Source organism: Pseudomonas sp. 1 (assembly GCF_056626735.1).
Genome location: NZ_JBWXMQ010000019.1, coordinates 76,231 through 101,355, shown reverse-complemented (window position 1 = coordinate 101,355; position 25,125 = coordinate 76,231). Strand labels below are relative to the sequence as shown.

General features: G+C 61.9%; 13 protein-coding genes. 5 read left to right on the top strand and 8 right to left on the bottom strand.

Translation table 11 applies throughout. The annotated features are described in order from the left end of the window. Positions 1-3: 3 nt before the first annotated feature. The 5 genes from AC1MDC_RS24610 to AC1MDC_RS24590 form a co-directional block, all read right to left on the bottom strand. Positions 4-228, bottom strand: coding sequence for an MbtH family protein (locus AC1MDC_RS24610; protein ID WP_007917715.1), 225 nt, complete (start codon positions 226-228; stop codon positions 4-6). Between the two features lie 83 nt (positions 229-311). Continuing rightward, a complete protein-coding gene (locus tag AC1MDC_RS24605; protein ID WP_085704478.1) occupies positions 312-1,724 on the bottom strand; it encodes an aspartate aminotransferase family protein in 1,413 nt (470 codons plus the stop codon). A 141-nt stretch (positions 1,725-1,865) separates the two neighbouring features. Next, positions 1,866-2,351, bottom strand: coding sequence for a GNAT family N-acetyltransferase (locus AC1MDC_RS24600; protein WP_085700128.1), 486 nt, complete (start codon positions 2,349-2,351; stop codon positions 1,866-1,868). Positions 2,352-2,457: 106 nt separating this feature from the next. Continuing rightward, the gene (locus tag AC1MDC_RS24595) at positions 2,458-3,780 is read right to left on the bottom strand and encodes an ATP-binding protein (protein ID WP_085700127.1); all 1,323 of its coding nucleotides are present in this window, start codon (positions 3,778-3,780) and stop codon (positions 2,458-2,460) included. Then, entirely contained in the window at positions 3,780-4,460 is a 681-nt protein-coding gene (locus tag AC1MDC_RS24590; RefSeq protein ID WP_085704475.1) for a response regulator, read from the bottom strand. Before AC1MDC_RS24590 ends, AC1MDC_RS24595 begins: the two co-directional genes overlap by 1 nt. A gap of 324 nt (positions 4,461-4,784) precedes the next feature. On the opposite strand from AC1MDC_RS24590, the gene AC1MDC_RS24585 reads away from it, so the two are divergent. The 5 genes from AC1MDC_RS24585 (at position 4,785) to dsbG (ending at position 9,760) form a co-directional block, all read left to right on the top strand. Then, a complete protein-coding gene (locus AC1MDC_RS24585) occupies positions 4,785-5,468 on the top strand; it encodes a hypothetical protein (protein ID WP_480393852.1) in 684 nt (227 codons plus the stop codon). A 153-nt stretch (positions 5,469-5,621) separates the two neighbouring features. After that, complete coding sequence (locus AC1MDC_RS24580) at positions 5,622-6,302, top strand: hypothetical protein (RefSeq protein ID WP_480393851.1); 681 nt, start codon at positions 5,622-5,624, stop codon at positions 6,300-6,302. 109 nt (positions 6,303-6,411) lie between these two features. Continuing rightward, positions 6,412-8,142: a protein-disulfide reductase DsbD gene (gene dsbD, locus AC1MDC_RS24575; RefSeq protein WP_480393850.1), complete on the top strand. Its 1,731-nt coding sequence runs from the start codon at positions 6,412-6,414 to the stop codon at positions 8,140-8,142. Next, complete coding sequence (locus AC1MDC_RS24570; protein ID WP_085704468.1) at positions 8,142-9,014, top strand: TlpA disulfide reductase family protein; 873 nt, start codon at positions 8,142-8,144, stop codon at positions 9,012-9,014. The genes dsbD and AC1MDC_RS24570 overlap by 1 nt, the downstream gene beginning before the upstream one ends. Then, entirely contained in the window at positions 8,990-9,760 is a 771-nt protein-coding gene (dsbG, locus tag AC1MDC_RS24565; RefSeq protein ID WP_064378573.1) for a thiol:disulfide interchange protein DsbG, read from the top strand. Before AC1MDC_RS24570 ends, dsbG begins: the two co-directional genes overlap by 25 nt. A 34-nt stretch (positions 9,761-9,794) precedes the next feature. Here dsbG and AC1MDC_RS24560 read toward each other — a convergent pair whose 3' ends face one another. The 3 genes from AC1MDC_RS24560 to AC1MDC_RS24550 all read right to left on the bottom strand — a co-directional run bounded on the left by AC1MDC_RS24560 (position 9,795) and on the right by AC1MDC_RS24550 (position 24,837). Next, the gene (locus AC1MDC_RS24560; protein ID WP_227233109.1) at positions 9,795-10,832 is read right to left on the bottom strand and encodes a hypothetical protein; all 1,038 of its coding nucleotides are present in this window, start codon (positions 10,830-10,832) and stop codon (positions 9,795-9,797) included. Between the two features lie 32 nt (positions 10,833-10,864). Continuing rightward, a complete protein-coding gene (locus tag AC1MDC_RS24555; protein WP_480393849.1) occupies positions 10,865-11,689 on the bottom strand; it encodes an alpha/beta fold hydrolase in 825 nt (274 codons plus the stop codon). 149 nt (positions 11,690-11,838) lie between these two features. After that, positions 11,839-24,837: a non-ribosomal peptide synthetase gene (locus tag AC1MDC_RS24550; protein ID WP_480393848.1), complete on the bottom strand. Its 12,999-nt coding sequence runs from the start codon at positions 24,835-24,837 to the stop codon at positions 11,839-11,841. Positions 24,838-25,125 lie beyond the last annotated feature (288 nt).

Below are 25,125 nucleotides of genomic sequence, written 5' to 3'. Positions count from 1 at the left end.
GACTTACTGGGCAGCCGCTTGCGCTTCCATCTTCTGGCGCAGGCTCAGCGGGCGCATGTCGGTCCAGACTTCTTCGATGTAGGCCAGGCATTCCTTTTTCAGGCCGCTCTTGCCGACGGTACGCCAGCCTTCCGGCACGGCCTTGTAGTCCGGCCAGATCGAGTACTGCTCTTCGTGGTTGACCACGACCTGAAAGAGGATGTCCTCGCGGTCGAATACTGACGTCATGCTGTGTCTCCATCGCTTGAAGGGTGGGCTGCACGACGGGTGCAGCCGGGTTTGTAGAAAGAACGTTCGACGCGGCGAAAAATTTACAGGCTGGCGGTCGCGGCGCTCAGCGCACGGCCGAAGATTTCGGCGACGCGATCGATTTCGGCGGCGGTAATCACCAGCGGCGGCAGGAAGCGCACCACCGCGCCATGTCGCCCGCCCAGCTCCAGAATCAGCCCGCGCTTGAGGCATTCACGCTGAACCAGGGACGCCAGACGTGCGAAGGCCGGTGGATGGCCCAAGGCATCCGGGGTGCCATTCGGATCGACCAGCTCGACGCCGAGCATCAGGCCACGACCACGAATATCGCCCAGTTGCGGGAAATCGCGTTGCAGGATGTGCAGGTGTTCACTCAAGCGTTCGCCCATGGCGGCGGCGTGTTCGCAGACCTTGTGTTCGACCAGGTAACGCATCACCGCGGAACCGGCGGCCATCGCCATCTGGTTGCCACGGAACGTCCCGGCGTGGGCGCCTGGTTGCCAGGTGTCGAGCCAGTCGCGATAGACCACCACGGCCAGCGGCAGGCTGCCGCCGATGGCTTTGGACAGCACCACTACATCCGGCGTGATGCCGGCGTGTTCAAAGGCAAACATCTTGCCGGTGCGGGCGAAACCGCTCTGGATTTCGTCGATGATCAACGCCACGCCGACCTTTTCGGTGATGCGGCGCAGACCGCGCAACCACTCGATGTCCGCCGGAATCACACCGCCCTCGCCCTGCACCGCTTCAACGATGACGGCGGCCGGCAATTGCACGCCAGCCTCCGGGTCGTTGAGCAGGTTTTCCAGGTAACTCAGGTTGGCCTTCACGCCCGCCGCGCCACCGAGGCCGAACGGGCAACGGTAGTCGTACGGGAACGGCATGAATTGCACGCCGTTGCTGAGCAATGCGCCCAACGGTTTCTTCGGACCGAGGCTGCCCATCAGGCTCAAGGCGCCCTGACTCATGCCGTGATAACCGCCGGAGAACGACAGCACAGTGCTGCGCCCGGTGGCGGTACGCACCAGTTTCAGCGCGGCTTCCACGGCGTCAGTGCCGGTCGGGCCGCAGAACTGGATTTTCGCTTCCTTGGCCAATGCGGGAGGCAAGAGGCCGAACAGGTCCTGAACAAACTGGTCTTTCACCGGTGTGGTCAGGTCCAGGGTATGCAGCGGCAGCTCATCGGCCAGCACCTGCTGGATTGCCTCGATCACCACCGGATGGTTATGCCCCAGCGCCAGAGTGCCGGCACCCGCCAGGCAATCGATGAAGGTCCGGCCCTCGACGTCCTCGACGTACAGACCCTTGGCGCGTTTCAACGCCAGCGGAATGCGCCGCGGGTAACTACGGGCATTGGATTCCTGCTGGCTCTGACGGGCCAACAACGGCGACTCATTGAACTGATACAGCGTTTCCGCCGGCGCGGAGGCGATCCGGGCCGACGACTCTTCGATAAGGCTGGTGGCGACTGACATCTCTCGACCCCTCAATACGCTATGGATAGTGACCAAAACTGCACACCAGGCAGTGCGCGCTCCGGTCGCGGGGCGCACATGCAGGTTTTCCTGTTCTGGAAACGCACCAGCGTGTTGAGGATTTACACCCTTGATCGAATGTCAGGCCGAGATTGCCAGCGCCTTGTGCATCGGCAGAGTCACAACGCCGTGTTGTATGAGGGGAGACGCCGTTTCGCGATAACCCAGGCGCCGGTAGAACGCCGCGCCGGTTCGCGTGCTGGCGAGCGTGACGCGAGGCTGGCCACGAATCCGCAGCCACCCCTCCAGATCGCCCATCAGTGCGCGACCCGCACCGCGACGAAACCACTCCGGCTGCACATGACAGAACGTGATCTCGCCATTGGCTGCGGCCATGCCGACACCGACAGGTTTGTCCTGCAGCAGCGCGATGTTCAGGTAAAGACGCGGATCGGCGAGCCAGGCGCTGATGTGTTCCGCCGATTGTCGGCGGATCCAGCGGTCGACCAGTTGTGGATCGTTGCGATGGTCGAGCGCGCAACCTACGCGAATCGAGCGCTCGAGAATCCGGCTGATGATGCCGGCGTCGGCGGGGGTGGCGGGACAGATGTAGACGGGTGCTTCCATGGCGCTGTTTCCCTCAATCCATTGAGTCAGAGACTGGAGCGACAATAACGTCGCGGCCAGCAGATGACTAATGGAGAGAGGTTACATTTGATGTGCCTGGCAAACGTCAGAGCGGTTGCAGCGGCATGGTCAGCTCGACCCGCAAGCCATCCGGGCGGCTGTCGAAATGCAGGGTGCAGGCGCAGCGTTGAACGATGGCCTGGACAATCGCCAGTCCCAGTCCGCAACCGGTGCTCTGGCCGTTGCGCCAGAAGCGCTGGGTCAGATGTTGCAGATCGTCCGGCGCAATCCCCGGCCCATGATCGCGCACCACGAAACGCACATGAGAGGCGGAGGTTTCCAGGCTCAGTTCCACCGCGCCGTCCGTCGGGGTATGTCGCAGAGCGTTATCCAACAGGTTGCGCAAGGCTGCGATCGACAACACTGCCGGCATTTGCAGGGGCGCAGCGGACAAGCGTTCAGGCAGGTGCAGCCTGATGCGCTGGCGCTGGTCGCTGGCCGAGTCCTGAATCGCCAGTTTCGCCACCTGTTCGGCACTGCACTGGACGCCGTCGTCGAACGACAGACTGCCTTCGACCCGCGCCAGCAACAGCAATTGCTCGAGGGTCCGGTGCAGGCGGTCGGCGCCCTCCTCGGCCCGGGCCAGAGACTGATCCCGTGCACTGCCTTCGGTCATGCGCGCCACTTGCAGGTGGGTCTTGATCGCCGTCAGCGGACTGCGCAGTTCATGGGCGGCATCGCCGGTCAGGCGACGTTCGCGCTCGATGGTCTTGCCGATGCGCTGGAACAACTGGTTCTGGGTTTCGAGCAGCGGTTTCAGTTCGCTGGGGAATGACTGCAACTGCAACGGCTCGAGCGAATCGGCGTTGCGGCGCATCAAGGCTTCACGCAAGCGATTGAGCGGTGCCAGGCCCTGGCCGATCCCCAGCCACAGCAGGCACAGGCAGCCGAGCAGCGCCACGCCGACCGGCACCGAGGCCGCCAGCAGGATCGACATGTTCAGGGCTTCGCGCTCGATCACCCGGTCGGCGGTGGTGATCCGCACATCGCCCCGGGCCAGAGTAAAGCTGCGCCATGGCGCACCGTCGATCATCTGATCGTGAAAGCCCATCTTCCGGGCTTCCAGCGCCTGCTCCGGGTTGTTGTGGCTGCGGGCGAGGATTTCCCCGCGCAGCGAACTGACCTGACAGGCCATGCCGCCGGGAATGTTCAATTGTTCGGCGCTGAAGTGGGTGCCTTCGCCTTTGCTCGGAATGGCCGGCAATTGCTCCAGCAAACCGGCGACCATGCGTGCCGACGCCACCAGGCGCTGGTCGAGGGAAAACATCATCTGGTTGCGCAGGTCGCTGAGCATCCAGGCAGCCGCCAGGGCCCAGATCAGCGCGAACGCGGCGCCGAGGGTCAGGCTCAGGCGCAGGCGCAGACTCATCACTTGTCAGGTTCTCCGCCATCGGCCGGGCCCAGGCGATAACCCAGGCCCCGCACGGTTTCGACGATGCCCTTGCCCAGTTTGCTGCGCAGGTGGTGGATGTGCACGTTGAGCGCGTTGCTTTCCAGTTCATCGTTGAAGCCGTAGACGCTGTCCTTCAACTGCTCGGTGGACAGCACCCGGCCACGGTTGTGCAGCAAGGCCTGCAGCAACGACTGTTCACGCCGGGACAGATCAATCGAGCGGCCTGCCAACGTGGTTTCGCGGCTGCTCGGATCATAGGTCAGCGCACCGTGCTCAATCAGGTTGACACTGCGCCCGGCCACCCGGCGCAGCAGGGTTTGCAGACGGGCGAACAATTCGCGCAGATCGAATGGCTTGAGCAGATAGTCGTCGGCACCGGACTGCAAACCGTCGACCCGGTCGGTGACAGAATCCCGCGCAGTGAGGATCAGCACCGGAATTTCCAGCCCCTGCTGACGCAGTTGCTGCAGCAGTTTGAGGCCATCTTCGTCCGGCAACCCGAGATCGAGCACCATCACGTCGAACTCGGCAACCTTGAGGATCGCCCGCGCCTTTGAAGCCGTATTGACGTGCTCGACCGTCAGGCCCTGGGCAGTCAGGCCGGCGACGATGCCGCTGGCGATCAACTCGTCGTCTTCGCAAACCAGTACGTGCATGGGGAGGCTCTCTGAATAAAAACATGAGTCAAGCAGGCAAGGATTAAGGTCAAATTATGACGAGGGATTGAGTTCAGGCAAGGCGTATTTCGTGTCGCCTTTTCCATCTGCCAAGTGCCTGACACTCCATATAACGTTAACACTTATATATTCATCTTTACCCGCCCCCCAAAAAAGCATCAACTTGAAACATACATCCCCACCTGCAACCATTCCAAATTTGAATATTCATCGATACTCTCAACATCGAAAAACACAAACACAAAACAACCAACAAAACAGGCTTATACCCTAAGCCGCCATCTAATCTAAAGGAATTGAGACATGCCAAAAATGAACAACTTTGTCGCCGCTGACTGGTGCGCTGGCCCAGACCGAATTTTCTTTTTCTTCAAAGAGCACAACTTATACTCTCGTTTCTCCTTAGGCGACAACAAAGCCGACAGTGGCTATCCACTACCGGTGAGAGGAAACTGGGGCGACCACATCATATCCGCCGCTGATCTGCGCTTCGGCTTTACGACCACTGAACCCAGCTGGAATAACAGCATCGACCACCTCTGGCTTTTTTACTACCAGGATGATACTCCGTGTGTGTGCCAGTTCCTTCAACAGACTGACAGCGTAATCTCCAACACCACCGTTGCCGATTCCAAATGGGCCCCACTACTTCCATATTTCAAAAACATCATTGGTGTCATGCGGCGACAAACGACTTCATCCGTCGATGAACTCCGAGTACTTTTAAATAACGGGAATTACCTGTCCTACGATTACACCAGCATGACACTGGAAGTCATCCCCCTCGAAGGCAGCGACTGGGCCGACCTGGAACAATACAGTGATCGAATGATGACAGCAGTCTTGAATGACTATCCAACGTTCGATCGGTACTTTTATATTTTCCTGCACGGCAATGAGTACTTGCGATATGAGCACGAGTCTAAAAAAATACACGGCCCGATCCAAATCGACGATGAAAGTTGGCCGGGCCTCCCACACGATTGAAATCATGCAGGACGCCAGAATATTTCTGCGACGCGATTAATAGAACCTTCAACATTAACTCCCTGCACAGAATTCATATCTGGCGTTCACCAACACCCATACGAACCGCTTCAACCACAAACAACTCTTCAACCAACTAAAAGAAAAACAACCATGGATAACTTCGTCTCTATCGATTGGCGCAACGGCCCCGATCGTATCTTTTTCTTCTTTAAAGGCACCGACATGTTCGCTAGTTTCAGTCTCGGCGATAATCGTCTCGAAAAACATCACCCCATCTTGATCAAGGGGCACTGGGGGGATTTCGAACAGCACGTGGACGACCTGAGGTTCGGATTCACCGTGCCAAGCCCGGACTGGCACAGTGCCGGCGGAGGCGACATGGTCTGGTTCTTTTACTACGACGGCGAAACTCCGATGGCCTGCAAGTTCTCCCAGATTACTTCCAGTGTGGTATTCAAAAAGAAACTTTCAGATACCGATTGGTGGCCACTAGGAAACTTCTTCCACAAGATTGTCGGTGTCATGCTGGATGAAAAGGCGGACGTCAAGCACACCTACTGGGTTCTACTGAACGACGGACGCTATTTCAAATACAACCCTGGAATCCCCAGAAAAGTCAAAGTACTGTCAATGGCCAATTCCGAATGGAGCTTTCTCGAAAAGTACAAAGACCGGATCGTTACAACCGCACTGAATAATTACCCGGTCTTCGATACTTATTTTTACATTTTCTTGACCGACGAAGAATATCTGAGATTTGACCTCAAGACCCGAAAAGCCAGCGGCCCCCATCCGATCGATGAAGAAACATGGCCCGGTTTGTTTGATTGACAGGTAAGTTGCTCTGTGCGCAGGGGAGCGGATTGGGCGTCGCGGTTAATCATCGGTTAATCGCCGCCGCCCATTGTGCCCCTCAATTGCACAGGGACAAGGCTCCTCCATGCGTCATTTTTTTCTACTGTTTGCACTGTTGATTTCGAGTCTGGCCCAAGCGGGTAATGATCCTTTTGCGTCAAAACCGGAGTTCCTGCCGGTCGACAAGGCATTCGTGCTGACCTCGGAACGTCTGGAATCCGGTGAGACCCAGCTGTTCTGGCAAATCGCCGACGGCTACTACCTGTATCAGAAGCGCCTCAAGTTCGACGGGCTGGCGACGCAAAACGTCCCGGCCCTGCCAGAAGGCGAGTCCCATAGCGACGAGTATTTCGGTGAACAACCGGTTTACCGCCAGGGCCTCGAGCTGAAAACCCCGGCGGCCGCCACGGGCCGGATAAAGGTCAGTTATCAGGGCTGTGCCGACGCCGGCCTTTGCTATCCCCCGCAGACGCGAGTGATCGATCTCGGCGGCAAAGCCGCAGCAACGACAGATGAAGCGCCGGATCAGGCACTGGCCAGCGGTCTGCATCAGCACTCGCTGGGCTGGAGTCTGCTGGTGTTTTTCGGCCTCGGTCTGTTGCTGGCGTTTGCGCCGTGTTCGTTGCCGATGCTGCCGATTCTGGCGGGCATGGTGGTGGGCAGCGGTGCAACGCCGCGTCGCGGTTTCGCGTTGGCCGGCAGTTATGTGGTTTGCATGGCGCTGGTGTATGCGGCGATGGGCGTCATCGCCGCGCTGCTGGGGGCGAACCTGCAGGCGTGGTTGCAGAACCCGTGGCTGCTCGGGACGTTCGCAGCAGTGTTCGTGGTTCTGGCGCTGCCGATGTTCGGTTTCTTCGAACTGCAATTGCCGGTGGCCCTGCGGGATCGGCTGGAGCACGCCTCGCGCAGCCAGCGCGGCGGCAGTCTGGTCGGCGCGGGCGTATTGGGCGCGCTGTCCGGCTTACTGGTCGGCCCGTGCATGACCGCGCCGCTGGCCGGTGCCCTGCTCTACATCGCGCAAAGTGGCAACGCGCTGCACGGCGGTCTGATTCTTTTTGCCCTGGGCATCGGTATCGGCGTGCCGCTGCTGTTGCTGGTAACGGTCGGCAATCGCTTCCTGCCAAAGCCAGGCGCGTGGATGAATCTGCTCAAAGGCGTGTTCGGTTTCCTGTTCCTCGCTACCGCGCTGCTGATGCTGCGTCCGGTGCTGCAACCTTCGCTGTGGCTGGGCCTGTGCGGTGCGCTGCTGTTGATCGCCGCTTACAGTGCCTGGAAACAATCCGGCGGCTTTGGTCGCGTGGCGCAGTTGTTTGGCGCCGGCTCGCTGTTGCTGGGCCTGTGGGGCAGTCTGCTGGTGGTCGGTGCGGCGGGCGGCAGTGACGATCCATATCAACCGTTGCAGGTGTACAGCGCCGGACGCGCCGGATCTGCGGCGCCCAGCGGCCACGAAGCCTTCACGACGATCAAGGATCCCGCCGCCCTGCAACGCGAGCTCGACACCGCCAAAGCGCAGGGCCAGTGGGTATTGCTCGATTACTACGCCGACTGGTGCACGTTGTGCAAAGTCATGGAGAAACAGGTGTTCGGCCAGGCTCGAGTGATGCAGGCCTTGAGTGATGTGCGCTTGCTCCGACTCGACGTCACCGCCGACAATGCCGCCAGCCGCGAACTGCTCGGTCGTTATAAAGTGCCGGGGCCACCGAGTTTCGTGTGGATCGGCACCGACGGTGAAGAGCGCCGCAGTCAGCGCATCACCGGCGAGGTCGATGCCGATACTTTCCTGCAACGCTGGACCACCACCCGAGACGCCCGTTAATGCTGACCTTCACCCTCGGCACCTTTGCCATCGCACTCAACCACCTGCTGCTGATCAGCGCGCTGGCGCTGGCGACCTTCGTCGGCTGGCGGGTGGCCAAGCGCGGCGGCGACAACCCCGAGTCGGCGCTGTTCAGCCTGTTTCTGCTCGGCATGCTGGCGGCGCGCATTGCGTTTGTCGCGGTGTATTGGGGGCACTATCGCAACGATCTGTGGCAGATCATCGACCTGCGCGACGGCGGTTTTCTCGCCTGGCCGGGGGTGATCGTGCTGTTGCTGGCGGCGCTGTATCGCGGCTGGCGCCGGCCGGGTTTGCGTCGACCGCTGGGTTTCGGCGTGGTCAGCGGTGTGGCGTTCTGGGTGCTGGCGACCCTGTCGCTGAACATCTACGAGCAAGGCACGCGCCTGCCGGACATCACCCTGCGCACCGCCGCCGGGGAAACCGTGAAACTCACCGACTATCAGGGCGGGCCGCTGGTGATCAACCTGTGGGCCACCTGGTGTCCGCCGTGCCGCCGGGAAATGCCGGTGCTGGAAAACGCCCAGCAACAACGCCCGGACCTGACGTTCCTGTTCGTCAACCAGGCCGAAAGCATGCAAAGCGTCGCCACATTTCTCGAAACCCAGGGCTTGAGCCTGAGCAACGTGCTGTTTGACCGCAGCGGACGCCTCGGCCAGGCCGTGGGCTCCATGGCCCTGCCGACTACGCTGTTCTATAGCCCGGACGGTCGCCTGCTGGGCAGCCATCTGGGCGAGTTGTCGAACGCCAGCCTGGCCCGCGCCCTGGAAAACTTCGACACCCCGGCTTCCAGCCCGAATCCGGCCACATCTTCTTCAAGGAAACTGCCATGCCCCGCCTCCGCCACCTGCTGACACTGACCATGAGCGCAGCCCTGCTGCACTTGCCGTCGGTCCAGGCTGCTGAAGAACTGCCTGAAGCGATCAAGAAAATCGAAGCCAAGGGCGCAAAAATCGTCGGCCAGTTCGACGCCCCCGACGGCTTGCGTGGTTACGCCGCGCAATACCAGAACCGCGGCATGGCGCTGTACCTGACGCCGGACGGCAAGCACGTGCTGCTGGGCAACCTGTACGACGCCGACGGCAATGACCTCAGCAGCGCGCCACTGCAAAAACTGGTCTATGCGCCAATGGCCAAGGAAGTCTGGGCCAAGTTCGAAGCCAGCAACTGGATTCAGGACGGCAACAAGGATGCACCGCGCACCGTGTATCTGTTCAGTGACCCGAACTGCCCGTACTGCAACATGTTCTGGGAACAGGCACGTCCATGGGTCAAGGCCGGCAAGGTGCAGCTGCGACACATCATGGTCGGCATCATCCGCGAAGACAGCCCGGCCAAAGCCGCCGCCCTGCTCGCCGCCAAGGACCCGAGCAAAGCTCTGGAAGATCACGAGAAGGCCGGCAAGGCCAGCACCCTCAAGGCCTTGAAGGACATTCCGGTTGCCGTGCAGACCAAACTTGCGGCGAACATGCAGTTGATGGAAGACCTGGAATTGCAGGCCACCCCGGCGATCTTCTACATGGACGACAAGGGCGAACTGCAACAACAGCAAGGCGCGCCGACGCCGGACAAGCTGGCGAAGATTCTCGGCCCGAAATAATGATTGGCGGCTCCGGCAAACGCTGCTGGAGCCGTCACCACTTACTGGGCTGACACCGGCCCAGGATGTCATCCAGCTCGCCTGTCGCTTCGCGCTTGAGCAAAAACTGCGTCACCTCTTGCGACCACTCCACGTCCGATAGTATGCCGGCCCAGGCATGAGTTTTTGCTGAGTGGCAGGGCCGATCATCGAAGTTGTGGATCAACGCCTGGTTCAAAGTTCGTACATCAAATCCCGGATTCCTTTCGCTTTGCAGCATCAGGGAATTGAGAACCCGTTGTTGAGTATCGGGATTCAGCGTGAATGGATGGGTTTTAGTTGAACTCAAAACGATAAACGTCGGTTTGACGTCTTCAGCCAGCGCGGCCTGCAATCGATAGTGACCGTCGATAATCACGTAAGAACACAAGGCGCCGACGTACCACAGCAAGACGGGGGGCAGGCTGTCCTCTCTCGCCTTCTTGCGCCACCACTTCATACGCCCGGCATACGGATCGACCGTGTGCAGACCAATCAGATTGCCCAAATCCCAGTCGAGCCACTCCACCGATCGTGGCTGAAGATTGTCGAGAATGCCGTCACCACGAGCTGACCATCTCGGTAAATGACTGGTCATCTCTTGCTCTGTCGAGAAATACCAGTTGCTCACACCTTCGCCACGTTGTCCTGGCACGGCCACAGGCATCATTGGCCGTGCCACCCATTGCCCGGGATAAAGAAAGTCCGCCTGATACTCCATCAGTTGGTTGATGAAGTATCGACTCCAGGCCTTCATCCGCTGCCCAGCAGGCAAATGGCGATGGTGTTCGACCTGTGCAGAGTCAATGGCAGGAACGGGTGGCGACTCCCAGTACATCGGCATCGGATTGCGTACCAGCCAGGCACCGTAATACGAAGTCGCTATCGTTCCCCAAAGCAAAGGGCTCTCGTTGAACATCAGTTTCAGACGAGCATTGTTACCCGTTCGCAGATGCAGTTGTGGTTTGCCCTGCGGGGGGCCACTGATCTCGACGCTAAGCCCACCCCATTGTCCTTGCAGATCTTCAAGATCGCGCCAGAAGAATTGCTTCACGCCAGACCCTTAAAATGAAATTCCATGCGCAATTACAGCGTATTTCGATTGCGCTCACTCAAAAAGCTGAACAACACCTCCGTCACGAATTCGGGATTCTCCAGATTGGAGATATGCCCCGCCTCCGGCACCAGCACACACGGACAGCCAATCAGCTCAGCCATTTCCCGTGCTTCCGACGGCGGGCGTGGCTTGTCCTGATCGCCGCAGACCACCAGCGTGGTGGCCGCATTCAGCTCGCCCAGACGCGGCAACAGATCATCACGGCCAAAGGTGATACGCCCCATCGGCACGATGCTTTGACGCAGACGTTCAGCGGAGTAACCCGCGAGTTTCGCGCGAAAGTCCTGATACAGCGCCGACGCTCGATCGATGCCCGGCCGGAAGAAGATCGGCACCACGATATCCAGCAGTTGCTCGGAGATCCCGCCGCTTTCATCGATCTGTTTGAACAGCGAGAAATAGTACTGGCGAGTCGGCTCCGGCTCGACGCCGACGTAGGTGTCCATCAACACCAGTCCGTTGAGCCGCTGCGGCGCCGACAACGCCAGACGCACACCCCACATGCCGCCGACCGACAGCCCGACCAGCGAAACCTGATCAATATCCAGATGATCGAGCAAGGCCAGCGCCTGGCGCGCGATGTCGTCCAGTGATGTGGTGTGTTCAGGCAAGCGCCCGGATTCACCGTGGCCCCACAGATCCAGCGCAATCACCCGATAGTGCGGTGACAGCGCAGCGATCTGCGGCGCCCACATGGCCTGGTCCCACAGGTAGCTACCGGCCAGCAACACCGCCGGCCCCGTGCCTTGATCAATGTAGTGAAGCGCCTGTCCGTCAACCGTGAAAAAAGGCATCGATAACCCCCGTGGCAAAGAAACTGAAGCCCGAAGACTGAGCGGGCCGGCCTCGACAGTCAATGATATGAAAGGATTACAAAGCCTTACCTGCGACAACGGCTACAGAGAAAACCATGTTTTCTGTCGCCGTTGTCGCGGGCTGTTGTTTACAGGCCCTCCAGCTCCGCCATCAGGTCATTCAGGCGATCAACCTTCTCCTCGGTAATGTCGCTGGCCGCCAGTCCTTCGATGTAACCGGCCAGTTCCTCCACCGTGCTGCACTCGAACATCGCCCGTAGCGGTACGTCCCGTTGCAAGGCTTTCTGCACCCGCGAGGCGATCTGCGTGGCGAGCAAAGAATGCCCGCCGAGCTCGAAGAAGTTGTCGCGTACCCCGACCTTCTCGACTTTGAGCACCTCGGCCCAGATGTCGACCAGGGTCTGTTCCAGTTCGCTGCGCGGCGCCAGGTAATCCTGGCTCTGCAACTGGCCGATCTCCAGCGCCGGCAAGGCCTTGCGATCGAGTTTGCCGTTGGCGTTGAGCGGCAACCGGTCGAGCCACAGCCAATGCAGCGGCACCATGTATTCCGGCAGTTCGGCGCGCAGGCGCTGCTTGATCCGCTCCAGGCGTTCGCTCTGATTCAGTGCGGAATCTGCGGCGACCAGATAGCCGACCAGATGCTTGCCGTTGACGCCTTCCTGCACACCGACCGCGCCATCGCGAACTTCAGGTTGCTCATGCAGACGCGCCTCGATTTCACCCAGCTCGATCCGGTAACCGCGAATCTTCACCTGATGGTCGACCCGACCGACGTACTCCAGCACACCGTCACTGCGACGGCGCGCCAGGTCACCGGTGCGATACAGACGCTCGCCCGGTGCACCGAACGGATTCGGCACAAACACCGGCGCGGTGCGCAGCGGATCACTGACATAACCACGACCGACACCGGTGCCCGCCACACACAACTCACCCACCGCACCCAGCGGCACCAGATCCAGCGCGCCATCGAGCAGGTACAGCAAGTTGTTGTCGGTCGGGGTACCGATCGGCAGGTAACTGCCGCGAGTCGAGGCCAGGTCGACGCGGAAGAACGCCACGTCGTCCGAGCATTCCGCCGGGCCATACGCGTTGACCAGACCGATCTCCGGGTAACGCAGCAACCACTGATGAGCCAGCTCCGGTGGCATTGCTTCACCGGTCGGCAGCATCCAGCGCAGGCCGTCGAGGCTCAGACGATCCGAAGCGAGCATGCCCTGGATCAGCGATGGCACGCTTTCGAGCACGGTGATGCCCTGCTGCTGCACATGCACCAGCAAACCTTGCGGATCGTGGGCGATGGTGTTCGGCACGATGTCCACCCGCGCCCCGAACAACGGTGCGGCGAGGAACTGCCAGACCGAAATGTCAAAGCTTTGCGAAGCGGTCTGGGCGATCACATCGGCGTCGCTCAGGTTCAGGTACGGCACCTTGCTCAACTGGTTGTTGAGCATGCCGCGCTGCTCGACCATCACGCCTTTGGGCAACCCGGTGGAGCCCGAGGTGTAGATCACGTAGGCCAGGTTGTCCGGGCCGCTGAAGATGCCCGGATTCGTCGACGACACTGCGCCCGCCTGAACCTCTTCCCACACCAGCAAACGTGGTCGGTTGGCACAGCTGAATTCGTCGAGCAAGGTCGTCGCCTGTTCACGGCAAGCTTCGCTGCACACCAGCACCGGCGTGCGACTGAGTTCGATGATCCGTTGCAGACGCTGGCTCGGCAGGCCCGGATCCAGCGGCAGGTAACCGGCACCGGCCTTGAAGCTGCCGATGATCATGCCCAGCAGATCCGGATTACGTTCGCCCAGCAGCGCCACCGGTTGATCCATCTGCACCCCGGCCGCGACCAGTGCATGACCGAGACGGTTGGCGTTGACGTTCAGTTGCCCGTAGCTCAACTGCTGATCGAGGCAACTGGCGGCAATGCGTTGCGGATGTTGCGCGACCTGCGCTTCAAACAGTTCGACGTAGCTCTGCTGCAGCGGATAGTCGTGCTCACTCTGATTGCAACCGTGGAGCAGGAAATCCTGTTCCTCATGGCCCAGCAGCGGCAGGTCGGCCATGTCGCCATGGAAGCCGTCGACCAGCGCCAGCAACAGACGCTTGAACTCACCGAGCATGCGCTCGATGGTCGACTCGTCGAAGTAACGCTGGTCGTAGGACAGATGCAGACCGAGGTCGTCGCCCGGATAGCAGACCGCCGTCAGCGGGAAGTTGGTGTGGGTACGGCCCGAGTCCGAGGTCGCATTGAGGCTTTGCGCACGGTCCAGCACCGAGACTTCCACCGGGGCGTTTTCGAACACGAACAGGCTGTCGAACAGCGGCTGGCCTTTCGGCAGTTCGCTTTGCTCCTGGATGTTCACCAGCGGCAGGTATTCGTACTCGCGCAGTTGCATGTTGCTGTCGAGCAGGTCGCTCAGCCACTGACGCACGCTGGCGCGCTGGTCGTCCGCCGGGATCTGCACCCGCAGCGCGATGCTGTTGATGAACAGGCCGACAGTGCGTTGCATCTCCGGCATCTCCACCGGACGCCCGGCCACGGTCACGCCGAACAGCACGTCGCGATCACCGCTCATGCGGCGCAGCACCAGTGCCCACGCCGCCTGGGCGAAGGTGTTGACGGTCAGTTGATGGGCCTGGGCCAGCTCACGCAGACGGGCGCCGTCCTCGACATTCAGTCGGGTGTAGCGGTCGCCAACGATCATGCCACCGCTTTCACCGGCGTGTTCACGCAGGAACGGACGATCGCTCGGGATCGGCGTGGTGCGCTCGAAGCCTTGCAGGTTCTGCTGCCACCACTGACGTGCTTCCGCCAGGCTCTGGCGTTGCAGCCAGCCGATGTAATCGCGGTAGCGCGGTGGCTTCGCCAGTTGCGCTTCGCGACCTTCACCGAGGGCGGTATAGATCTCGAAGAAATCGTTCATCAGCAGCGACCGGCACCAGGCATCGATCAGGATGTGGTGGTTGCTCATCATGAACCAGTAACGCGCCGCGCCGACCTTGATCAGGCGCAGGTGAAACGGTGCCTGATTGAGCAGATCGAAACCGGTCTCGCGTTCAGCCTTGAGCAGCGCTTGCAGTTTCGGCTCCTGCTCGGAGTCCGCAATGGTGCTCCAATCCAGGTATTCGATCGGCGTACGACCCGGCGTATGAATCACTTGCAGCATGTCTTCGCCGACGTTCCAGCAGAACGAAGCACGCAGCGCTTCATGGCGGGCGACCACGGCTTGCCACGCCTGGGCGAAACGCTCGGGGTCGAGTTCGCTGTTGATGCGGTAGCGATCCTGCATGTAGTACAGCCCGGTGCCCGGTTCGAGCAAGGTGTGCAGCAGCATGCCTTCCTGCATCGGCGTCAGCGGGTACACGTCTTCGATGTGCGCCGCCGGCACCGGCAGTGCGTCAAGTTGCGCCTGGGTCAGTTTCGCCAGCGGGAAGTCCGACGGCGTCAGGCCACCGGCCTCGTCTTGCAGGCAATGTTCGATCAGGCTCTGCAACTCGCCAACGTAGGCATCGGCCAGCTCGTTGATGGTCTGCGCGTCGTAGCGTTCGGCGCTGAAGGTCCAGCGCAGCAGCAGCTCACCGCCGTACACCTGACTGTCGACGCTCAACTCGTTCGGCAGCGGTGCCTGCGGATCGTGGGCCGCGCCGACCGATTCATTCAGCGGACGGAACAACGCATCGCTGCCGAAACTCTGGTCGAACTGGCCGAGGTAGTTGAAGGTGATCGGCGCGTTCGGCAACGCCGCCATGCTCTGACGACCGGCGTCATCGGCCAGATAGCGCAGCACGCCATAGCCCAGCCCCTTGTGCGGAACGGCGCGCAATTGTTCCTTGATCGCCTTGATCGAAGCGCCCTGCCCGGCGGCTTCTTCGATGTTGTGCGGGGTCAGGCGTAGTGGATAGGCGCTGGTGAACCAGCCGACGGTGCGGGTCAGGTCGATCTCGTCGAACAGGGTTTCGCGGCCGTGGCCTTCCAGTTGAATCAGCGCCGACGGCTGACCGCTCCAGCGGCACAGCACGCGGGCCAGCGCGGTCAGCAACAGGTCGTTGACCTGCGTGCGATAGGCGCTCGGTGCCTGTTGCAACAGTTGTTTGGTGCGCTCGGCATCCAGACTCACGCTGACGGTCTGTGCGTGACGATTCTCGCGACCGCCCTCTGGGCGTTCGCACGGCAAGTCGGCATTCGGACCGGCCAGTTGCGTTTGCCACCAGCTCAGTTCTTCACGCAGGGATTCACTGCCGGCATAAGCCTGCAAACGCGCCGCCCAGTCCTTGAAGGCGCTGGTTTTCGCCGGCAGTTTCACCGACTGATCGGCGTCGAGCTGGCGATACACGGTTTGCAGATCGTCGAGCAGAACGCGCCACGATACACCGTCGACCACCAGGTGATGGATTGCGATGAACAGCCGTTGCTGGCCGTCCGGCCCATCGATCAGCACGGCGCGCAGCAGCGGGCCTTGCGCGAGATCGAGACTGCGCTGGGCATCGGCGAACAGTGCGGCGCATTTGTCCATCGACGGCACGCGAACTTGCCAAAGCACCGCTGCATCGGTCACCGGTTGATGGGCCGCTTGCCATGCGCCGTCGACCTCGGTGAAGCGCAGACGCAGGGCGTCATGCTGCTCGATCACCGCCAGCAATGCTTGCTCCAGGCGGTGCGGTTCCAGCGCCACCGTCGGCTCCAGCAGCAACGCCTGGTTCCAGTGCTGACGCTCGACAATCTCGGTGTCGAAGAACCAGTGCTGGATCGGCGTCAGACGCGATTCGCCGATCACCAGACCTTGCTCGGCGGTCACGGTTTCACTGCGGCTGGCAACAGCCGCCAGGGTCTGCACGGTCTGGTGCTGGAACAGATCACGCGGGCTGAAATGAATGCCTTGCTGACGCGCCCGGCTGACCACTTGAATCGACAGGATCGAGTCGCCGCCCAGTTCGAAGAAGTTGTCGTTCAGACCGACCTGCTCGACGTTGAGGACTTCACACCAGATCTGCGCCAGGGTCTGCTCCAGCTCGTTGCTCGGCGCCACGTAATCCTGACGATTGAGCTCCGGATCCGGCGCCGGCAACGCGCGGCGGTCGAGCTTGCCGTTGGCGGTCAGCGGCATGCTCGCCAGCAGAATCAGATGCGTCGGCACCATGTAGTCCGGCAGTTGCATCTTCAGGTGCGACTTCAGTGCTTCGCGCAGTTCGGCTTGCTCGGCTTCGCTTCGCGAAGCGGCCTCGGTCACGAGATAGCCGACCAGTTGCTTGCCGCTCGGGGCATCCAGCGCCAGCACCACCGCTTCGCGGATCGAATCGTGATCGAGCAGGCGGGTTTCGATCTCGCCCAGTTCGATCCGGAAACCACGGATTTTCACCTGATGGTCGATCCGCCCCAGATATTCCACCAAGCCATCGGCGCGCTGGCGCACCAGGTCGCCGGTGCGGTACATGCGCCCGCCATCGGCGGCATACGGGTCAGTGACAAAACGTTCGGCGGTGATGCCGGCGCGATCGTGATAGCCCAGCGCCAGACCGGCGCCACCGACGAACAATTCACCGGTCGCACCTTGCGGCACCAGCGCCAGATCGGCGTCGAGAATGTAAGCCACGCGATCACCGATCACGCTGCCGATCGGCACACTGGCGACGCCCTCTTCCAGCCTTTCAGGCGCAAGACTGGCCAGCGGCATGACCACGGTTTCGGTCGGGCCATAGGCGTTGAAGAACAGGCTCGGTTTGAACGCTGCACGAATCCGTTGCAGATGTTCGCCGGTCAGCGCTTCACCGCCGGTGATGATCATGCGCACCGGCAGGATGTCGTTTTGCGTCGCCAGGAACTGCGCCAACTGGCTGCCGTAGCTCGGGGTGAAACCGAGAATATTGATCCGATGTTCGCGGATCAGGCCGCAGATCTCTTCCGCGTCCCATTGACCTTGCGCACGCAGCACGACCTGCGCCCCGCTGAGCAGCGGCACCAGCAGACGCTCGGTAGCGGCGTCGAAGTTGATCGAATAAAAGTGCAGCTCGCAATCGTCTGGACGCATGCCGAAGCGCTCGATCACGGCCTGGCAATGCATGGCGATTTCACCGTGAGACACCACCACGCCTTTCGGCTTGCCGGTGGAACCCGAGGTGTAAATCAGGTACGCCTGATGCTGCGGCAGGCTGACAAATGGCAACTCGGTAGCCGGGTAATCGGCAAGCGCCGCGCTGTCGTCCTCCAGGCACCAGCGCGCCACGTTCGACGGCAGTTCGCCGAGGGCCTTGAACATTGCGCGGTCGCTGAGCAGCAGGCCGACGCGGCTGTCTTCGATCATGTAATGCAGACGGTCGAGCGGGTATTCCGGATCCAGCGGCACATAGGCGCCACCGGCCTTGAGGATCGCCAGCAGACCGACGACCATTTCCAGCGAACGCTCCAGCGCCAGGCCTACTCGAACTTGCGGGCCGACACCGCGCTCACGCAGGGCCCAGGCCAGGCGATTGGCGCGAGCGTCGAGTTCGGCGTAGCTCAGGGTCTGCCCGGCAAAAGTCAGGGCCGGTGCGTCCTTGCGCGCCAGCGCCTGTTCGGCGAACAGGTGATGAATGCACTGGTCAAGACGTCGCTCGCCCGGCTCGACGCCGAGGCTGTCGAGCAATTGCTGTTGCTCGGGCGCATCGAGCAGCGGCAGTTCGCTGAGGCGTTGCTGCGGATCGGCGATCAGCGCTTCCAGCAGGTTGCACCAGTGCCTGGCCATGCGCGCAATCGTCGGCTCGTCGAACAAGTCGGTACTGTAAGTCAGGCAGCAACCGAGGCGATGATCGAGGTCGGTGACTTCCAGGTTGAGGTCGAATTTGGTCGCCCGCGCATCGTTGGCCAGGTACTCGACGGTCATCCCGGCGAGCATGCGGCTTTGCTGGAATTCCCAGCGCTGTACATTGCACATCACCTGGAACAACGGGTTGTACGCGGCGCTGCGCGGTGGTTGCAGGGCTTCAACCAGATGATCGAACGGCAGATCCTGATGGGACTGACCTTCGATCACGGTGTGGCGCACGTGCTCGAACAACTCGCCGACCGACATCTGGCCGTCGAGCTGGCATCGCAGCACTTGAGTGTTGAGGAACGCACCGATCAGCCCCTCGCTTTCCGGACGGATACGGTTGGCCACCGGCGCGCCGATTCGCAGATCGGTCTGGCCGCTGTAGCGGTAAAGCAGGGTTGCGAGCGCAGCCGTCATGGTCATGAACAGGGTCAGACCGTTCTGCGCGTTGAACGCCCGGACCCGCGCGGCAAGATCGTCGCTCAGGTCGAAACGGAACAGCTCGCCCTGGTGGCTTTGCACCGGCGGACGCGGACGGTCGCCCGGCAATTCCAGCAGCGGATGTTCGCGGCCCAGTTGCGCGGTCCAGTAATCGAGCTGACGCTGACGCTCGCCGGATTCCAGCCAGTTGCGCTGCCACACGCTGTAGTCGAGGTACTGCACCGGCAGCGGCTCCAGCGGCGAATCGCGGTCATCGACGAACGCTTCGTACAGCGCGCTGAGTTCGCGGGCGAAGATGTCCATCGCCCAGCCTTCGGTGACGATGTGGTGCAGGGTCAGGACGAAGTAATGCTCCTGCCCGGCGGTCTTGACCAGGCAGGCGCGCAGCAGCGGACCGGTTTCCAGATCGAACGGCAGATGCGCTTCATCGTCGGCCAGTTGCTGGACTTTCTGCTCGCGCACATCAGCGGCGAGTTTCGAGAAATCCTTCCAGTCCATGCGCACGCCGGTCTCGGCATGCACCTGCTGACGGGCCACGCCGTCGACGCTCGGGAACGTGGTGCGCAGGGTTTCGTGGCGCAGGATCAGCGCTTGCAGTGCCGCCTCGAAACGCCCCACATCCAGCACGCCACGCAGGCGCGCCATGCCGCCGACGTTGTACGCCGGGCTGTCCGGCTCCATCTGCCAGAGGAACCACATGCGCTGTTGGGAATAGGACAGCGGCACCGGTTTGCTGCGATCAACCTTGTCGATGGGCGGCTGCTTGTTGGTGCGGCCGCTGGCCTGGATCTGGCGAATTTGTTCGGCGAAATCACCCAGCTCGCTGTGCTCGAACAAGGCGCGCAGCGGCAGCTCGACGTCGCAGGCCTGACGGGTGCGAGAGATGATTTGCGTGGCCAGCAGCGAGTGACCGCCGAGGGCGAAGAAGTCGTCGCGCAGGCCGACCTGTTTCAGGCCCAGCACTTCACGCCAGATCGCGGCGATCTGCTGCTCCAGCTCGGTGACCGGTTCGACGTGTTCGCGCACCTGCCATTGCGGCTCGGGCAAGGCGCGGCGGTCGAGTTTGCCGCTCGGGCTCAGGGGCATAGCGTCCAGGCGCATCAGTTGTGCCGGGACCATGTATTCCGGCAGCTCGGCAGCCAGTGCGGTTTTCAGGCGAGCCATTTGTGCGTCCTGATCTTCGCCGGTATCGGTGGCAGTGAAGTAGCCGATCAGTTGCAGGCCGGCGACGGTTTCACGCACCAGTACGGCAGCCTGGGCCACACCGTCCTGAGCCAGCAGACGGGCTTCGATTTCTTCCGGTTCGACGCGGAAGCCGCGCAGTTTGACCTGCTGATCGAGACGGCCGAGGTATTCGATCACACCGTCGCCTGTCCAGCGCGCACGGTCACCGGTGCGGTACAGACGCGCGCCCTGCTCGCCCAGCGGATCGACCACAAAACGTTCGGCGGTCAGCGCCGGGCGACCGAGGTAACCACGGGCCAGGCCGATGCCGCTGATGCACAGTTCACCCGGCACACCGGCCGGTACTGGGTTGAGATCGCTGTCGAGCACGCGGCAGACCACGTTGCCCAGCGGACGGCCAATCGGCGAACGTTCGCCATCCGCCACGGAGCAATGCCAGTGGGTGACATTGATCGCGGTTTCGGTCGGGCCATAACGGTTGTGCAGCTGCACCGCCGGCAGTTGCGCCAGCACGCGGTTGCGCAGCTCCGCCGACAGCGCTTCACCGCCGGAGAACACACGGCGCAGGCTGGTGCATCCGGCGCTCAATGGTTCGTCGATGAACAGCGAAAGCAGCGGCGGCACAAAGTGCAGCGTGGTCACGCCGTATTGCTGAACCAGCTGCGCGATGCGATGCGGATCACGGTGTTCACCGGGGCCGGCAATCAGCAGGCGCGCGCCCGTGATCAGCGGCCAGAAGCACTCCCATACCGACACGTCGAAACTGATCGGTGCCTTTTGCATCAGCACGTCGGTGTCGTTCAGGCAATAGGTGTTCTGCATCCATTGCAGACGCTCGGCCAGCGCCGCGTGAGTGTTGCCCACGCCTTTCGGCTGGCCGGTGGAACCGGAGGTGTAAATCACGTAGGCGAGGTTGTCGCCGTGCAGGTGCAGGCCCGGTGCCTGGCTCGGCCAGTTCTCCAGGTGCAGGGTGTCCATGGCGATCACGCTGACGCCTTCGCTGGCCGGCAAGCGGTCGAGCAGTGCCGTCTGGGTCAGCAGCAGTTCGACACCGCTGTCGCTGAGCATGTAGGCCAGGCGTTCGGCGGGGTAATCCGGATCCAGCGGCACGTAGGCGCCGCCGGCCTTGATGATCGCCAGCAGGCCGATCAGCAGTTGCGGCGAACGCTCGGCGGCGATGGCCACACAGACATCCGGGCCGACGCCTTTGTCACGCAGGTAATGGGCCAGACGGTTGGCCCGGGCGTGCAGTTCGGCAAAATCGAGACTGCCACCGTCCCATACCAGCGCGGTTCGATCCGGAGTCTGCCGGGCTTGTTCATTCAGCAGTTCCGGCAGCCATTGTTGCGCCGGGGTGCACGGGGCGATGCTCCACGCGTTTTGCTGAGTGTGCTCGGTGGCGGTCAGCAGCGGCAGGTCACCGATGGTCTGCTCCGGACGTTCGCAGACAGCCCGCAACAGGTTGCTGAAATGCTCGGCCAGACGCTCGATGGTCGCCGCGTCGAACAGCTCCTCGGCGTAGTCGAAGGACAGCGTCAGGCGACCGTTTCGGTCTTCTTCGCTGTGCAGTTGCAGATCGAACTTGGCCTCGCGGCTGTGCCACGGCAGTTCTTCGGCGAGCAGGCCCGGCAGTCGTTTGAGCGCATTCAGGTCGCGTTGCTGATGGTTGAACATGACCTGGAACAGACCTTGTTCGCGGGCCTGCGGGAAGGCTTCGAGCAGTTGTTCGAACGGCAGGTCCTGATTCGCCTGGGCACCGAGTGCAGCCTGACGGGTTTGCGCCAGCAACTCGTTGAATGGCAGACGCGAATCGACATCGGCGCGCAGCACCTGGGTGTTGATGAAGAAGCCGATCAGGCCCTGGGTTTCCAGACGCGGACGGTTGGCGTTCGGCACACCGATGCGGATATCGCGCTGGCCGCTGTAGCGATGCAACAGGCTCTGGAACGCCGAGAGCAGCAGCATGAATGGCGTGGATTGACAGGCTTGGGCAGTCTGGCGGATCGCATCGCTGAGGCTCACCCCCAGGCGAACGCTGTGGCGCGCGGCACTGTGTTTTTGCCTGGCAGAACGCGGATGGTCGGTCGCCAGCTCCAGGGTCGGATGCTCGTCGCCCAACTGCGCTTTCCAGTACGCCAGTTGCCGCTCGCCCTCACCTTGGGCCAGCCATTGGCGCTGCCAGCTGCCGTAGTCGGCGTATTGGGTGGGCAGCGGCGCGAGTTCGGCGCGCTGGCCTTGGCAAGCGGCGGCGTACAGGCGCGAGAACTCGTCGATCAAAACGTTCAGCGACCAGCCATCGGCGATGATGTGGTGCATGGTCACCAGCAACTGGTGATCTTCGTCATCGAGGCGAACCAGCGTCACCCACAGCAGCGGGCCTTTCTCCAGATCGAACCGGGTGCGGGCCTCGTCTTCGCGGATCTGTTGTGCGCGGGCTTCACGCTCGCTGGCCGGCAGATCGCTGATGTCGATCAGTTGCAGGTTGAACTCACCTGCCACTTCGACCTGTTGCAACGCCACGCCGTCGCGCTCGAAGAAACGCGTACGCAGAGATTCATGACGTTCGATCAGTTGCTGGAAACTGACGCGCAGGGCGTCCTCGTCCAGTTCGCCGCGCAGGCGCAGGGCACCGGGAATGTTGTAAGCGCTGCTGTGCGGATCGAGCTGCCAGGTGATCCACAGACGGTTTTGCGCCAGCGATTGCGGCAAGGCTTCGTGGCGCGAAAGCGCGGTGATTTCGCCCTGGGCGCTGCCGCCGTCCCGTTGCTGTTGTGCGACAGCGGCGGCGAACGCGGACAGGGTCGGGGCTTCGAACAGCAGACGCAAATTCAGCTCCAGGCTCAGCTCTTCGCGAACCTTGGCGATCACTTGGGCGGCTGCGATCGAGTTGCCGCCGAGCAGGAAGAAGTGATCGTCGGCGTTGACCTGTTTGACGTTCAATTGCTCGGCCCAGATTCTGCCGATCAATGCTTCCAGTTCGGAGGTGGACGCGGTCGAATCGCAGGCTTCAGCGGTGGCCGACGGGAACACCGCGTAGCTGTCGAGGCTGCCGTCGGCCAGACGATTACGGCAGGCCGAACGTTGCAGCTTGCCGCTGGAAGTTTTCGGCAGCGCACCCGGGTTGAGCAACACCACCACGCTTGGCGCTTCCTGATACGCCTCGGCCACGGCCTGGCGAATAGCTTTGATCAGCGCTTCGGGCGGGAGGATTTTCTGCACGCTGCGGCTGATTTCCGCCGCGATGCCGATGCCTTCTTCGCCATTCTGATTGACCGCGAACGCAGCGACGCGGCCCTTGCGCACCACCTCCACTTCGTTCTCGACCGTCTTCTCGATGTCCTGCGGATAGAGGTTGTGACCGCGCACGATCAGCATGTCTTTCAGGCGACCGGTGATGAACAGTTCACCGTCGCGGATGAAACCCAGGTCACCAGTGCGCAGCCAGGTCTGGCCGGCGTGCTGCACGAAGGTTTTGGCAGTCGCTTCGGGATTGCGCCAGTAGCCGTGGGCGATGCTCGGGCCGGCTGCCCAGACTTCACCGACGGCGTTGTCGGCGAGCGCTTCGAGGGTGTTTGGCTCGACGATCAGCACCGCATGCTCGGGTTGGCTGATGCCGCAACTCATGATCGGACTGCCCTCGCCCGCTTCGGCACGGTTCTGTGCCAGGGCTTGATCGTCCACACGTAGCGCCGGAATGCCGGTGCCGCGCGGTGTGCCGGCGACGAACAGTGTCGCTTCGGCCAGACCGTAGGACGCCATGAAGCTGCTTTCGCTGAAACCGCATGCAGTGAATTTCTCGGCGAAGCGCTCGAGGGTGTCGAGGCGGATCGGCTCGGAACCGGAATAGGCCACGCGCCAGCGGCTCAGGTCGAGACGTTCCAGCGCCGATTCACTGACACGCTCGCTGCACAGACGATACGCAAAGTCCGGGCCGCCGCTGATGGTGCCGCCGTATTGGCTGATCGCTTCAAGCCAGCGCAACGGCCGGCCGAGGAAGTAAGCCGGCGACATCAGGATGCACGGCACGCCGCTGAAGATCGGTTGCAGCAGGCCGCCGATCAAACCCATGTCGTGGTACAGCGGCAGCCAGCTAACGATCACGTCGTCGGGGTTCACATCGATGCCGAAGCCGTGGCGGATCAGCCGTTCGTTGGCCACCAGGTTGCCGTGGCTGACCTGCACGCCCTTGGGCAGCGCGGTGGAGCCGGAGGTGTATTGCAGGAAGGCGATGTGGTCTTGCGGCAAGGTCGGTTCGGCCCAGCGCTCGGCGAGCGAAGCGTCCAGGGTATCGACGCACAACAGCGGCGGCGCGCCTTCGATTTGCTGCAGGGCGTCGCCCAGGTCGGCGCTGGTCAGCAGCAGGCGCGGTTCGGCGTCAGCGATGATCGACAGCAGGCGCTCCTGATGGTGACGCCTGGCCGACTCCGGCGGATAGGCCGGCACCGCGATCACGCCCGCGTAGAGGCAACCGAAGAACGCCGCGACGTAATCCGGGCCACTCGGAAACAGCAATACCGCGCGATCACCGAATCCGGCCTCGGCCTGCAACGCTGCCGCGATGGTGCGCGCGCGCTGATCGAGTTCGCGATAACTGAGCACCACAGCCTGTTCCTCGGTTTCGGCGAGAAAGCGCAAGGCCAGCCGATCCGGCGTCAGGGCCGCGCGGCGCTGGAGGGCTTGGACCAGAGTGCTGGGGAGTTCGAACGCGTCGGTCATGAGGTTTCCTGCCTGAATTCGGCTTGCTGATGGAATCGGGTTGGCTGCGGCATGCCCGTGCAAGGCATGCGGGACACGGTCTTCGCCGACCGTGCAAGGCATTGGAATGCGGTAGGTCCGGGGCTGCGTACCCGGATCCATTCACCAATGAGAACGGATGACGTCTTGAAATAATTAGTCGGCAGGCTGGATCACCAACGGCGCTGGGCGCTTGGGCGGTGTGCGGCGGCGTGTCGCAGTTCACGGATCGCACCGTTATGGATCATTAGTTCTCTTTCTCAATTGACA

Bases quoted from the DNA above. Each gene is read 5' to 3' on its own strand.
- AC1MDC_RS24550 (WP_480393848.1), bottom strand. From the start codon at position 24,837: ATGACCGACGCGTTCGAACTCCCCAGCACTCTGGTCCAAGCCCTCCAG.
- AC1MDC_RS24590 (WP_085704475.1), bottom strand. From the start codon at position 4,460: ATGCACGTACTGGTTTGCGAAGACGACGAGTTGATCGCCAGCGGCATC.
- dsbD (WP_480393850.1), top strand. From the start codon at position 6,412: ATGCGTCATTTTTTTCTACTGTTTGCACTGTTGATTTCGAGTCTGGCC.
- AC1MDC_RS24555 (WP_480393849.1), bottom strand. From the start codon at position 11,689: ATGCCTTTTTTCACGGTTGACGGACAGGCGCTTCACTACATTGATCAA.
- dsbG (WP_064378573.1), top strand. From the start codon at position 8,990: ATGCCCCGCCTCCGCCACCTGCTGACACTGACCATGAGCGCAGCCCTG.
- AC1MDC_RS24600 (WP_085700128.1), bottom strand. From the start codon at position 2,351: ATGGAAGCACCCGTCTACATCTGTCCCGCCACCCCCGCCGACGCCGGC.
- AC1MDC_RS24585 (WP_480393852.1), top strand. From the start codon at position 4,785: ATGCCAAAAATGAACAACTTTGTCGCCGCTGACTGGTGCGCTGGCCCA.
- AC1MDC_RS24610 (WP_007917715.1), bottom strand. From the start codon at position 228: ATGACGTCAGTATTCGACCGCGAGGACATCCTCTTTCAGGTCGTGGTC.
- AC1MDC_RS24570 (WP_085704468.1), top strand. From the start codon at position 8,142: ATGCTGACCTTCACCCTCGGCACCTTTGCCATCGCACTCAACCACCTG.
- AC1MDC_RS24595 (WP_085700127.1), bottom strand. From the start codon at position 3,780: ATGAGTCTGCGCCTGCGCCTGAGCCTGACCCTCGGCGCCGCGTTCGCG.
- AC1MDC_RS24580 (WP_480393851.1), top strand. From the start codon at position 5,622: ATGGATAACTTCGTCTCTATCGATTGGCGCAACGGCCCCGATCGTATC.
- AC1MDC_RS24605 (WP_085704478.1), bottom strand. From the start codon at position 1,724: ATGTCAGTCGCCACCAGCCTTATCGAAGAGTCGTCGGCCCGGATCGCC.